General features: G+C 51.2%; 13 protein-coding genes. 5 read left to right on the top strand and 8 right to left on the bottom strand.

The annotated features are described in order from the left end of the window. Window positions 1-51: 51 nt before the first annotated feature. The 4 genes from erpA to argC all read right to left on the bottom strand — a co-directional run bounded on the left by erpA (window position 52) and on the right by argC (window position 2,853). On the bottom strand, window positions 52-402 hold the full coding sequence (gene erpA / locus L3K52_06500) for an iron-sulfur cluster insertion protein ErpA (protein UOG93379.1): 351 nt from the start codon (window positions 400-402) through the stop codon (window positions 52-54). Window positions 403-470: 68 nt separating this feature from the next. Continuing rightward, the gene (locus L3K52_06495) at window positions 471-947 is read right to left on the bottom strand and encodes a polymer-forming cytoskeletal protein (protein UOG93378.1); all 477 of its coding nucleotides are present in this window, start codon (window positions 945-947) and stop codon (window positions 471-473) included. Continuing rightward, a complete protein-coding gene (locus tag L3K52_06490) occupies window positions 948-1,793 on the bottom strand; it encodes a hypothetical protein (protein UOG93377.1) in 846 nt (281 codons plus the stop codon). It abuts the gene before it with no gap. Between the two features lie 28 nt (window positions 1,794-1,821). Continuing rightward, window positions 1,822-2,853, bottom strand: a complete 1,032-nt coding sequence (argC, locus tag L3K52_06485; GenBank protein UOG93376.1) for an N-acetyl-gamma-glutamyl-phosphate reductase — start codon at window positions 2,851-2,853, stop codon at window positions 1,822-1,824. Between the two features lie 105 nt (window positions 2,854-2,958). Between argC and L3K52_06480 the strand changes: the two genes are divergently transcribed. Together L3K52_06480 and L3K52_06475 are read left to right on the top strand one after the other, a co-directional pair. Beyond that, complete coding sequence (locus L3K52_06480) at window positions 2,959-3,432, top strand: TlpA family protein disulfide reductase (protein ID UOG93375.1); 474 nt, start codon at window positions 2,959-2,961, stop codon at window positions 3,430-3,432. Between the two features lie 3 nt (window positions 3,433-3,435). After that, window positions 3,436-3,861, top strand: a complete 426-nt coding sequence (locus L3K52_06475; protein ID UOG93374.1) for a CopD family protein — start codon at window positions 3,436-3,438, stop codon at window positions 3,859-3,861. 119 nt (window positions 3,862-3,980) lie between these two features. Here the strand turns inward: L3K52_06475 and L3K52_06470 are convergent, their stop codons facing one another. Further along, a complete protein-coding gene (locus L3K52_06470; protein UOG93373.1) occupies window positions 3,981-4,451 on the bottom strand; it encodes an RNA pyrophosphohydrolase in 471 nt (156 codons plus the stop codon). A gap of 119 nt (window positions 4,452-4,570) precedes the next feature. On the opposite strand from L3K52_06470, the gene L3K52_06465 reads away from it, so the two are divergent. Then, window positions 4,571-5,224: an HAD-IB family hydrolase gene (locus tag L3K52_06465; GenBank protein UOG93372.1), complete on the top strand. Its 654-nt coding sequence runs from the start codon at window positions 4,571-4,573 to the stop codon at window positions 5,222-5,224. Here L3K52_06465 and recC read toward each other — a convergent pair. Together recC and L3K52_06455 are read right to left on the bottom strand one after the other, a co-directional pair. Continuing rightward, window positions 5,208-8,324, bottom strand: coding sequence for an exodeoxyribonuclease V subunit gamma (gene recC / locus L3K52_06460; GenBank protein ID UOG93371.1), 3,117 nt, complete (start codon window positions 8,322-8,324; stop codon window positions 5,208-5,210). The two genes, L3K52_06465 and recC, sit on opposite strands and share 17 nt — an antisense overlap. Before the next feature lie 2 nt (window positions 8,325-8,326). Next, window positions 8,327-9,580, bottom strand: coding sequence for an O-antigen ligase family protein (locus L3K52_06455; protein ID UOG93370.1), 1,254 nt, complete (start codon window positions 9,578-9,580; stop codon window positions 8,327-8,329). 187 nt (window positions 9,581-9,767) lie between these two features. Between L3K52_06455 and L3K52_06450 the strand changes: the two genes are divergently transcribed. Next, window positions 9,768-10,883 (top strand): glycosyltransferase family 4 protein, encoded by a 1,116-nt coding sequence (locus tag L3K52_06450; GenBank protein ID UOG93369.1) that lies wholly within the window; start codon window positions 9,768-9,770, stop codon window positions 10,881-10,883. Window positions 10,884-10,934: 51 nt separating this feature from the next. Next, window positions 10,935-12,032 carry a glycosyltransferase gene (locus L3K52_06445; GenBank protein UOG93368.1) on the top strand — a complete coding sequence of 366 codons (1,098 nt, stop codon included), beginning with the start codon at window positions 10,935-10,937 and terminating at the stop codon, window positions 12,030-12,032. Here the strand turns inward: L3K52_06445 and L3K52_06440 are convergent. Then, window positions 12,027-12,962 carry a glycosyltransferase family 2 protein gene (locus tag L3K52_06440; protein ID UOG93367.1) on the bottom strand — a complete coding sequence of 312 codons (936 nt, stop codon included), beginning with the start codon at window positions 12,960-12,962 and terminating at the stop codon, window positions 12,027-12,029. The two genes, L3K52_06445 and L3K52_06440, sit on opposite strands and share 6 nt — an antisense overlap. Window positions 12,963-12,964: the final 2 nt, after the last annotated feature.

Raw genomic sequence — 12,964 nt, 5'->3', positions numbered from 1 at the left:
GAACATAAAAAAAGCCGCGAAAGCGGCTTTTTTTATCAATGCAAATACAGCTTACGGGCTGAAAGACGACCCACAACCACAAGTCGTGGTCGCATTCGGGTTACGAATAACGAATTGCGCCCCTTCCAGACCTTCGGTGTAGTCGATTGTTGCACCGACCATGTATTGGAAGCTCATCGGGTCAATCAACAGCGTCACGCCAGCATTTTCCACGGCGGTGTCATCTTCGTTCATGTTTTCATCGAAAGTGAAGCCGTACTGGAAGCCGGAACAACCGCCGCCTTGCACGAATACGCGCAGTTTCAGTGCTGCATTGCCTTCATCTTCAATCAGGGCTTTGACTTTAACAGCAGCAGCGTCAGTAAAGACCAACGGTGCAGGGATAGCGGTTTCAACGCTCATGGGTGATCTCCTTAAAACAAATGTATTGTGTTACGTTACCATTGCCGGGGTAACAAGGCAAAAAGGCCTTATTCGCTGTCGGATGCTGGTGCACTGAGCGCAGGTGGCGGCGCAAATTTGCCGGACTCTGGTTTCTGGCGTACTAACTTGCCGTTGACTTCCGCACCTACTGCCATTTCCAGCAAGTTGTAGTACACATCACCACAGATACGGGCTTTTTCAAACAGCTCCACTTTGCCACCGGCAAACACGTCACCGTCGATTGCGCCGTTTAATACCATGCTGGGAACACGCACTTCACCCTGAATATGCCCATGCTCACTCAAAATCAGCGTGGCATTGTCGCCATCGGCTGCCAAATTACCCTTGATGACGCCCTCGACATGCAAACCACCGGAGAAACGCAAATCGCCGTCAATGGTGGTGCCTTTGCCAATAATCGTGTCAATCTGGGCGCTGCGAATTTTCTGGTCGCCATGATGACTGGGGGCAGGACTACTGGTGCTACCGCTGTTAGACTTGGCGGATTTTCCGAACATGTTCATTTACTCCTTGGTGATGGATGCGGTGGAGTCAGTCACCACGGCGCTGACTTTATTACTAAAAGAAGACCAATCATAACTTTTCGCCAAGCGCTCCGGGGTTTCACCCGACGCCAGCGTCACTTTGACTTTAATGGATTCTGGCACAAAATCTTTAGGGAAGACTAAATTGCCCTCCAGACTTTGGTAATGCTTCACTTCAAATGCCGTATTAGCTGTTTCGCCCGGCGGGGTAACGTCTTTATGCAACACGCTGGCGGATTTGCCATCTTGCTTGCCACTGATCGCGATGCTGTAGCTGCCCTTGATAACTTCCTCGCCACTGCGAATATGCGCCAACACAAGGTGGTACTGATACAGACGCGTCTCATTGATTTTCTTGCCATCGTTATCAACCAAACGTTCTTTGACGGCGAAATGCTGGAGGTGCAAGCCTTGCTCTAACCCCGCTGGCGACAGAATTTCTTCATACAAGGCGAGTTTGCCACGCTGCACGGTGAGATCCGCTTCGGCAGCGGCAAATTTGCGCTTAAGTTCTTCATTGGCGACCACCTGAACGTCTTCGCCACGTTTGGCAGAGGCTAATTTATCTTCCAGTTCGCGGAGGGTGGTGGCTTGCTGGGCAATCAGGCGCTCTTGCTCGTCCATTTTACCGCGCAAGGTCATGGCATGGATACCACCCGACGCATTCGCAGGGGTCATGTAGCCACTAAAAAATAACCAGCCCGCTAAGGCAGTCAACAACAACAGGACACCTACCAGCATGTACCAACACGGGCTGCGTTTGTCGCTCCCGGTCGGGCGCACTTGTACCGTGCCGCGATTTTCAAATTTATACTCTAGACTCATGAGTGTTTACTATCTCTTGGTGTATTCATCAGGGCAATAAGCCCGGCTGCTTTAACGCGGTATCTTCTGCTAAACCCAGCATCAAATTCATGTTTTGCACGGCCTGACCCGCTGCACCTTTGACCAGATTATCAATCACCGAGAGTACCACAACGCGTGCGGCATTACCGGGACGGTGAATCGCCATGCGACACATGTTTGCGCCACGCACGGAGCGGGTTTCAGGGTGCGAACCGGCAGGCATCACATCCACAAACGGCTCGTTGGCGTAGCGGGTGGTATAGAGCTGCTGCAAATCGGCCTCGCTGGTCAGCATTGCATACAGTGTAGCGTGAATACCGCGAATCATCGGCAATAAATGCGGAACAAAAACCGGGCTAACCGACGTGCGGGCAAGCGTGGAAAGCGTTTGCGCAATTTCCGGCTGATGGCGATGCCCGGCTACCGCATACGCTTTGAAATTATCCCCCGCTTCTGCCAGTAAAGTATGCACTTCGGCTTTACGCCCCGCGCCACTGGCACCGGATTTAGTGTCGGCGATAATCCCTGCCACATCAATCAAACCGTTTTCCACCAAGGGCAATAAGCCCAAGGTAACAGCGGTGGGGTAACAACCGGGATTAGCGACAAGCCGTGCATTGCGAATTTGCGCCCGGTTTAATTCGGGCAAACCGTACACCGCTTCTTCCACCAATTGCGGGCTGGCGTGTTGCATTCCGTACCATTTTTCCCAGACCGCAATGTCTTTAATGCGAAAATCGGCGGCAAGGTCAATCACCTTAGTGCCAGCATCCAACAAGGTTTGCGCACTTTTCATCGCAATGCCGTTGGGTGTCGCAAAAAATACCAAATCGCACGCGCTCAAGGCGTCATCAGAGGGTGCGGTGAACGCCAAATCGACATAACCCCGCAAGTTGGGGAACATCGCATCCACCCGGCTGCCCGCGTATTCACGGGAGGTCACGCACGTAATATCAACCTCAGGATGGCTCACTAACAAGCGCAACAATTCGACGCCGGTATAACCTGTCGCGCCCACAATGCCAATCTTCCTTTTCACACTACCTCTTTTTATGTCGGCTCGAAAAATCCCTGTATAATACGCCTTCCTTAACGATTAACAAACACCAAGCCTATGAAACTGGATCTCAAAGGAATCGCCATTTTGGCATTCATCGCAGGCATTGTAGCCTTTTTCTTACTCGCTCCAGCGGGCGGTATCAATGCCGCGCCTGCTATCACGTTGCAAACCATTGATGGGCAAGCGATTGAGTTGGAAAAGCTCAAAGGCAAGCCCTATCTGATGGTGTTTTGGGCAACCGATTGCCCCGGCTGCGTGAAAGAAATCCCACATTTGGTAGACCTGAACCAAAAGCTGCAAGGCACGGGATTCCGCACCATCGCCGTTGCGCTGCCGCACGATAAAGAAGCCTCCATCCAAGCCATGCGTCAGCAGAAAGGGATGCAATACGATTTGGTCTACGACAAAACGGGCGAATGGAGTCGGGCGTTTGGCGGTATCAAAGTCACGCCAACGTCGTTTCTCGTCAACCCAGACGGAAAAATCACCCGAATGCAACTCGGTAATTTCGATTTCGACCAACTGGAACAGCAAATCCGTTCCATGCTTAAAGGATAATTTATGTACGAATGGATCAAAGCTATTCACGTCATCTTCATGGTGACTTGGTTTGCGGGGCTGTTTTACCTGCCACGCTTGTATGTTTACCACGCCATGCCAGAAAACAGCGGCAGTTTCGCGCTGTTTAAAATCATGGAACGGCGCTTGTTTGCGATTATGACCATTGGGGCGGGAATCACGCTGGTCTGTGGACTGATTATGCTGGCGCTTAATTGGCAATATCTGATGGTCGCAACCCATTGGTTTCACGCCAAACTGCTGCTGATTGTATTGCTGCTGGGTTATCACCACGCGTGTTACTCGCTGATGGTTAAGTTTCGCAATGACGCGAATACGCACGATCACAAATGGTATCGCTGGTTCAATGAAGCGCCTAGCGTATTGCTGATCGTGATTGTGATTTTAGCGATAGTGAAGCCGTTTTAAGAAATCCCCTCACCCCAACCCCTCTCCCAGAGGTAGAGGGGCTAAGAGAAGAGATCTAGCTATCTTTGTCTTGCTCCCCCTCTACCTTTGGGAGAGGGGGTTGGGGGGTGAGGGTCTTCTCATCCTAACAACGGCGCTAATTCGTTGAGCGCTCGGTGGTATACACGACGTTTAAAAAACACCACTTGGTGGGCAGGATGCCAATAATCCACCCATTCCCAGTGATCAAATTCCGGTTTCCCGGTAGCCTGCAAATTGACATCATAGTCGTGGGACAACAGGCGCAGCAAAAACCAGCGCTGCTTTTGCCCGATGCACAACGGCTTCGCACGACGGCGAATCATGTAATGGGGGATGCGGTACCGCAACCAGCCACGAGTTTGCCCGACAATTTCCACCTGATCGTGCCGTAAACCGACTTCCTCGTACAGTTCACGAAACATGGCGTCTATCGGCGATTCTCCTTGATCTATTCCTCCCTGTGGAAACTGCCAGGAATCCTGTCCTAACCGTTTCCCCCAAAACACTTTCCCGTCGCAATTGCAGAGGATGATGCCCACATTGGCTCTGAATCCTTCCTGATCAATCACGATTCATTCTCCAAAGCTGAACTTTCCCTGATTTTTCCACAACTGTCATCATTCAGCAATTTAACGTGAGTGAAAAGCGGGTACAATCAGCGGTTTTCGTCAACTAAGGTGAGAAAAACATGACTTTGGCACTTTTTGATCTGGATAACACCCTCCTCAATGGCGACAGCGATTATGCATGGGGACAGTTTCTAGTCAGCAAAGGCTTGGTCGAACGTGAGCATTACGAAACGGCCAACCAGTATTTTTACGATCAATACAAACAAGGTGTGCTCGATATTCACGAATTCGCGGCATTTTCATTCCAGCCGCTAAGTGAGCGCAGCATGGCAGAACTGGCGGCATTGCACCGCGAATTCATGATCAGCAGCGTTCACCCCATGATCACCGACGCGGCACAGCAATTGGTCGAACAACACCGCCGCCAAGGGCACACGCTGGTGGTGATTACCGCCACCAACAGCTTTATCACCCGCCCGATTGTAGAAGCCTTTGGCATTCCACACTTGTTAGCAACTGAACCCAAAGTGATGGACGGGCGCTATACCCGTGAAATCGTGGGCGTTCCGTGTTTCCAAGCGGGCAAAGTCACGCGCCTGCAACACTGGCTGGAAAACCGTGCGGAAACCTTGGCGGGCAGTTATTTCTACAGCGATTCCCGCAATGATTTGCCCTTGTTGGAAATGGTGGACAACCCCGTCGCTGTTGACCCCGATGACACCTTACGCACTATCGCGCAGGAAAAAGGCTGGCCGATCATTTCCTTACGCTAAGCATTTGCCCGAATACGCTCTGAGCAATCGCTAGGAATTCTGCTTCCTGCGTTTCCAGCGGATTGCTGTCACGGTACAACAAGCGGTATTCGGGCTTTTCGCATTCGCCTGCAAAATTGCCGCTGCCCTCCCACGTACTCATGACTTTTGCCACCTCCGGCTCTTTTTGCTCCATCAAATTGAGACCGGATTTGGGGAAAAACGGTAACGGTGCTTGCAAACCCTGCCAATACCACGCTAACAATTGCTGCAACTGTTCACGCGCATCGCTGACGGGTTCAAGCTGATAACTTTCTTCCGGTGTATGAATCAGCGTGACGTGGGGGCAAAAGCTTTCCGGCAAGGTATTCAGCGCCAGATGGTGTAGCCACGCATCCAACCAGTTCCAGTAACTCAGTTTGCCGAGTTCGTAGAGTGTGCGCCCTGCCCTCACATCCAGTTTATTGAGCGTGCCACTGAGGTAGAAATCCCCATCGGTCAGGCTAAACGGCTCACGCTGCCACACCGCTAACGGTTGGATGCGGTTGAAAAATTCCTCGGTAACATCTGCCTCTTTTCTAAACACCAACTCACCGGGTTTGCCGTGTGGCAATAAGCCCTGCGCCCGCAACAACGGCTCGGCAGTACTCACCGGCAAGGCTTGCTGCAATTGCTGAAAAATACAGTCGCGCACGTCACGCTCACGGAATTTTTCCAAGCCGAATGGCTCACGTACCGGCAGATCTTCCGCGTATTCGCTCAAGCGTAAACCAAAGCGCTCTTTGAGAAACACCCGCGCTGGGTTCTGGTAAAAACGAATCAAATCAGCCAGATTTAGGGAACGGTAGGCGGGGTCAGGTTCGGGAAGCGTGAAATCTTGCCAAAAAGTCGGGCAAACGGTCAGGGTCGCATTACCCGCTTGCGGCTCAATGTACGAATTATACGTAAACAAACCCTTCTCACCCCGCAGATATTTTTGGCTAAACGCTTGCAACGGGTGTTTAGTCAACAGCGTTTCGCGGCAGTCGGGAGCGCAACGTTCCAGATAATCCATGAGTTCGCTGACCAGCACCGAGGGGGGCAATTCGCTGTTATCGTGCGGGCTTTGCCCAACATAACTGAGGTACAACCAATCGCGAGCCGAGAGGATACTTTCCAGAAACAGGTAACGGTCTTCGTCACGTTTGAGGCGGTCGCCCCGTTTGATCCCTTGCCCCATGCGGTCGAAACTGGCGCGGGCATCGCGGCGCGGGTAAATGCCGTCATTCATGCCAATCAGCGCCACAAACCGAAACGGCACGGTGCGCATCGGCATCAAGGCACAGCAAGTGATACCGCGCCCCAAAAAGCCGTCGGATTCGCTGCGTTTATCAAGTTGTTCCGCCAAGGCACTTTGGAATACCGCCCATTCCAGCGACTGCTCAAAACCGGCTTGCGCCACGGTTTTTTCCAAATTATCCAAGGCTTGCCACACGGCTTGCAGCGGTGCATCGTCGCCCACCACTGCATCCAACAAGTAGCGAAAACGTCGGTTCCACTCCGCCAAAGTTTGCGACTGTCGCCCCCAGCTTGCCAACTCGAATACCGCTTCCAATACCTGCTGCAAGCGCCCTAGCATTTCGGCTTGGCTGCCTTCAATCTCATTCCAAGGCAAAATACCGTTGAACAATGCCTCACCCGGCATGGCGTAACCCAACAGCAAACGATCCAGCCCGTAACGCCAGGTATGTTCGGGCGTGTTAGCGCCGCCGAGTTCGGGGCGCATTCCCGCATCCGTGCCCCAGCGAATATTGACGGCACGAATCCAAGCGCGGCATTGCTGCACTTGCGCTTCATCCACGCCGATACGCGCCCGCACTTCCTCGAATTCCAGCAAAGTCAGCACGGTTTCGACATCGCAACGCCCTTGCGGAATACTCAGCAAATGTTCGCACAGATTGGTGATGCTTTGCGCATAACCGGGGCTGCGATCCGCAATGCTAAACGGCAACGGGTACGGCGCACTGGAAAATACCGCATCCAAATACGGCGCATACTTATCAATATCGGGGGTCATAATCACCACATCCGCCGGAGTCACGTCAGGATGCGCGGTAAACAACGCCAGCAATTGGTCGTATAACACTTCGGCTTCGCGCATCGGCGAATGGCAAGCGTGAAACGCGATGGACGTATCTGCCGCGTCCCACTCCATCACTTCCGGCATTCGCAGCAACAGCATGTCGGTTTGAATCCGCCCCAGCAACGTGCTTTCATCCGGTTCGCCGAACAGTTCCACGTCATCCAAATCGGCATTGGCTTCAATCAGCAAATCCAGAAAATCACGCCCCTGCCGCCCCCACGATGCCAGCAAAGGGTTGCCAACGCTGAAATAATCTTGCACATCGGCTTGCTGTTTATGCTTGCGCTTTTCGGACTCGATGTCCCCCCAATAATCCGCGCACGGGTTCATCAGGTAAATGTGAATATCGAGGTATTCCGCCACCTTGCCCAGCAATTGCACATAACCGGGCGACAATACCGGCACGGAAAAAAAGCAGATACGTTCAGGCAACACCGCCGGATCAATACCAGCCAGCGCGTGCGCAAAACGTTCTTGCAGGCGCACCCAATGCGGCAACTGTTGTTCCCCAGCAACGCGCCACCACAACCGCGCTTGCCAATCATCACTTGCGCCTTTGCCACTTTCCCATTCGCGAATCCAGTCTGGGCGAAAAAACAGGTATTGGTCGAAAACTTTGGCAACCTGCGCCGCCAATTGCCAAGCGGCGGTCGCGCCCTCACTCAGGTAACGCGCCAGTTCCGGCCATTGTTCGGGTTCATTCAGGAAAATATCAAACAATCGCCAACGCATCACCGTTGGCGCACACGGGTCTTTTGCGGGAACTTCCGCCAACACCATGCGCAATAATTCCCACGTCATTTCCGCCGGGAACAAATAGCGTATATTGGCAGTAATGCCGTTGTATCCAGCGGTTTGCAGCGAAAGCCAGCGCCCCATGCCGCTGTTTTGCACCACCACTTGTTCTTTCGCCAAGGGTTCGAGCGGATTTTCGCGCTGTAACTGTGCAAATTGCTGCGCAAGTTGTTCGAGTTGGTTGGAATGGTGCAGGTACAACACGGCTATGCACTCATCTGCGGTGGTGGCTCATAATCTGTGTATAAAATTGAACCCAAGAGCAAAAACAGAAATGTCAGGTAATGATCCATAATGTAGCCGTCAGAAAAAAAGATGACCGCATAAAATACTGGAAAACCCAACATCAACGGGCGTAGCGGACTCAGCGAACGTTGATACATTACCAACATCACGTAAAACCAATACAACAACACCCCCAAACCCAAGACACCCAATTGCACCAATTCCAACAAATACACGTTATGTGGGTGGTAGAAAACTTCACCGCGATCCGCTGCGGGGAAGTTTTTCTGATTCACCTTGGCATATTCTTGCTTGTAATCGCCCGTCCCTACGCCAAACCAAGGATTTTCGCGAATAATCTCTAACGCATTCAAAGACATAATAACGCGCAAACCGACGCTGGAGTTGGGCTCTTGCTGGTAATACTGTGCTTCATGAATCGCCATATCCACCCGCTCCTGCACAACCGGACTCAACACATAAGCCATTGGTACAATCGTAGTCACTAATAGCAACGCCACAAGCGCTGGCTTAAGCAATTTGTTGCGGTAAAATTGAAATACAAACAGCGTCAGTAACACTAAAAACACGAGTTGCCCCATGCGCCCCTGTGTTAAGAACATATTAATCCCCATCCACACAAACACCACGCCCCCTAGCACCCTGAAGGTGGGCGACAAGGTTTTCTGAAAAAACACCAGATACAAAAGAATGTAAAGCGTCATAGCCAGCACCGGGTTGTAAACGATATGGCTAAACAAAGGGGTGAAATCTTGTGCATCTTCCAACTTGAAGGCAGCATAAGCAGGAAGTATGTCCCAATACAAACCGTAGGAGACACCGACCAATAACGCCATCGACCCAATCAAGGCGAATAAGTAATACTGAATGTGTTCTTGGCGCACGACCGTCATTAAAACAGGTAACAACAAGTATTTTGCTTCTTTTTTCAGAACCAAATCCACCGATTCCCAGTCGCTAGTCCACAATAATCCCACCAAGTGTAACCCGACAAACAGCACCGCTGCCCAAGCGAAACGGTTATGCCTCAAAGCATGGAATTTTTCAGCAAATCTGCCTTCCACTAGCCATAACAGTAAGATGAGTGTGAGTAACACCCCACCCAAAGCCATGCTCAGCATGAATGTCGCAGCAAATATCACCAGCAACCATGAGTTTACACGGGCAATATTAAGCGTTGCTTCCTCGGCACCTACCGGGGTTATAATTTTCATTATGGCTATCCCATCCCTCTATCCATATCACGGCACAACAGGTGTCTCTCACAAAATTGTGCTAGAATTCCGACTTTTGCGAAAACAAATTCGACGGTCTGACCATCAAGGGAATTCAGCGACACGCTGTTTGTAGATTGCGCCCAGCTATTGTTGCAGACACGTTTGATCAAGCCAAGGTTTTTAGATGCAAGTAGCTCTCGTGCATGAATGGTTTAACGAAGTGGCAGGCTCGGAAAAGTGCGTAGGAGAATTCAATACACTCTATCCCGACGCTGATATTTTCACCTTGGTGGACTGGCTGGATGCTACCAGCCGTGAATCGTTGTTAGGCGGCAAGCAAACCCAAACGTCCTTTATCCAACGTTTGCCGTTTGCGCGTAAACATTTTCGCCAATACCTGCCCTTATTCCCGATTGCGATCGAACAGTTCAATTTGGATAAGTACGACTTGGTGCTGTCCTCATCCCATTTGGTGGCCAAAGGCGTGCTGACGCATCACGGGCAATTGCATGTATGTTATTGCCACACGCCGGTGCGCTATGCGTGGGACATGTATCACGACTATCTGCGCGGCGGTAACTTGCAAAACAGCAGCATTAAGTCATGGCTAAGTCGGCGCACTTTGCACCATTTGCGCCTGTGGGATGTGCTGAGCAGCAATCGCGTGGATCATTTCATCGCCAACTCGCATTACATCCGCAAACGCATCCAGAAAATTTACCGCCGCGAAGCACACGTCATTTACCCCCCGGTGGATACCCTGCGATTCAGCTTATCGACGGATAAAGATGATTATTATCTGGCCTTCTCACGTTTAGTCCCCTACAAGCGTATCGACCTGATTGTGCAAGCCTTTGCGCACACGAAGCGCAAATTGGTGGTGGTGGGCAATGGCCCGGAAATGGAAAAACTGCGTGGCATGGCTACCCCGAACATCGAGTTCCTCGGTTTTCAGGATGATCAACGGGTCGCCATCTTAATGCAGCAGGCAAAAGCCTTGGTGTTTGCCGCGCTGGAGGATTTCGGCATTATCCCGGTCGAAGCGCAAGCCTGTGGCACGCCGGTAATTTGCTTGAATCAAGGCGGAACGGCTGAAACCGTGCTTCACGGCAAAACCGGCATTCATTTTCAAGAACAAAGCGTGGCAGCAATTCGCCAAGCGGTGAATGAATTTGAAGCTCGCCAAAACCAGTTGCTGGATGCCGCCAGCATCAGTGAATTTGCGCAACAATTTTCCATCACTCGGTTTCGGCAGGACATTAATCAACATATTGCGCAACTGCTAGAGCAGAAAATATAGAAATTAGCTACTATCTACTAACCGATCAAAAAGCAAAGACAAATACCCACTATGAAGGTTATCCACGTAGCCGAATCATTCGCAGCCGGTGTACTACATTTTGTGGCGCAACTGACTCATGCCATGCCGGAACATGAGCATATTGTCATTCACGGGAAGCGCCCCGACACGCCCAATAATTACGCAAGTCTTTTTTCTAACAAGGTAAAATTGTTAGCTTGGCACGGTGTCAGTCGTGACATTTCTCCATTGGGCGATGTGTTGGCGTTGTTGCGCCTAATGCGTTTATTGAGCAAACACGATGCGGACGTTATTCATCTGCATTCCTCCAAAGCGGGATTTTTGGGGCGTATTGCGGCAAAATTGCTCTGGCAATCCAGCAAGGTTATTTACACACCACACGGGGTTGCCTTCCTGCGCCAAGACGTGACTTCACTCAAACAAACACTGTTTATTGGCTTAGAAAAGGTTGCCAGTTTATGCAGCGGTCAGGTGATTGCGTGCTCAGCGTCGGAAGCGGCGAGTTTTCACGCCCACGGTATTGATGCCGATTACATCAACAATGGCATTACTTGTGCGCGGCTACCGGAATCAGCTCTGAGCAAATCGGATGATGCGCCTTGCACCATTGCGGTGGTTGGCAGAATTTCTAACCAGAAAAATCCGGCGCGTTTTAATGCGATTGCACAAGCATTCGCCAATGAATCCCAGTTCCGCTTTGTTTGGATCGGCGATGGTGAATTGCGTCATTTGTTGACCGCACCGAATATTCGCTGCACCGGCTGGGTCAGCACCAAAGAAGTCGCGCAACACTTGCAGCAGGCTGACATTTATTTATCCACCTCCTTATGGGAAGGCTTGCCACTGTCGGCGTTAGAAGCGATGTGTTATCGCTTGCCAATGGTATTGAGTGAATGCACCGGGCATACCGATATTGTGCAGGATGGGCGCAATGGCTATTTGTTTCAGCATGATGATACGGCGATTCTCGCACTCAAAACGCTGGCAAACGATGCGGTATTGCGTGAGCGGCTGGGGCGTGCCAGCCGGGAATTGTTGGAACAGCAGTTTACGGTGCAGCAGATGGCGGATAGTTATCGGCGGGTTTACTTGCAAAGCGGGGATTCGTTGGTAGTGTCTCCGTCATAAGGTATTCGCTGTCAATTGACCAAATCGCCCCCTCAAGCCATGCCAAACGCCCAATGCCATCATGCGCCAATGTGCCAAGCGTTGTGGGGCGAACACAATATAAATGCCGCATTTAAGCAGCAATCTAGCGCCATCCGCTACTTTCCACTGATACGGAATCCAAGCCATTTTATAGAGCAGCACAGCATTCCGGCACAAATAGTAATGCCGCAATGGACTATGCAACGGAATGTTCCTATTAAACACCTTAAGATGTGAATCCCCTAATTGGTGGTGCAAATGCGCCGCACAAACCCCATAACTGCATAAACCATGATGCGCGGCACGTAAGCCCCATTCAAAATCCACGTAATCAATGAACAACTCATCACGCATCCCCCCGACTTTTTCCAATACAGACAGGGGAATTAAACAACCGGAGGACACCAAGTAGCTAACAGGAATAATGCCCCCCTCGCTGTCACACGCATAACGTTTCAATTTAAGGCCGTCACGTCGAATGAAGGAGGCTAAGTTTTGTTGACGTGAGGCTTGGCGCTCATCCCAATACCGTGGCCCGACGGCTGCGACGGCTGGCAATTTCACTAATGCAGCGAACAAATGCACCACCATATCCGCTGCTGGCACGCTATCCTGATCCATGAATAACACACACGTCACCTGCTGCTGTTGCGCCCACCGAATCCCAATGTTTTGTGCCGTTGCAATACCCTTGTTAATCCCCAACGGTATCACCTCACTAGCCGCTGACATGGCTTTGAGCTTGCGCTCGGCATTCCATGCCAGTATATCAATATTGGAACCATTATCCACTAACACCACCGCTGCAACCTGCGGCACAAGACGCGTCAATTGCTCACCCAACATCTCAACGTCAGGAAAATGCGTGACCACAATCGCCACGATCGAAGCAGGTGTCGACGCTAACATTT

The organism is Candidatus Thiothrix sulfatifontis (assembly GCA_022828425.1).
GTDB lineage: Bacteria > Pseudomonadota > Gammaproteobacteria > Thiotrichales > Thiotrichaceae > Thiothrix > Thiothrix sulfatifontis.
Note: the sequence above shows the minus strand (reverse complement) of the source record. Positions and strands in the feature narration are given on the sequence as shown.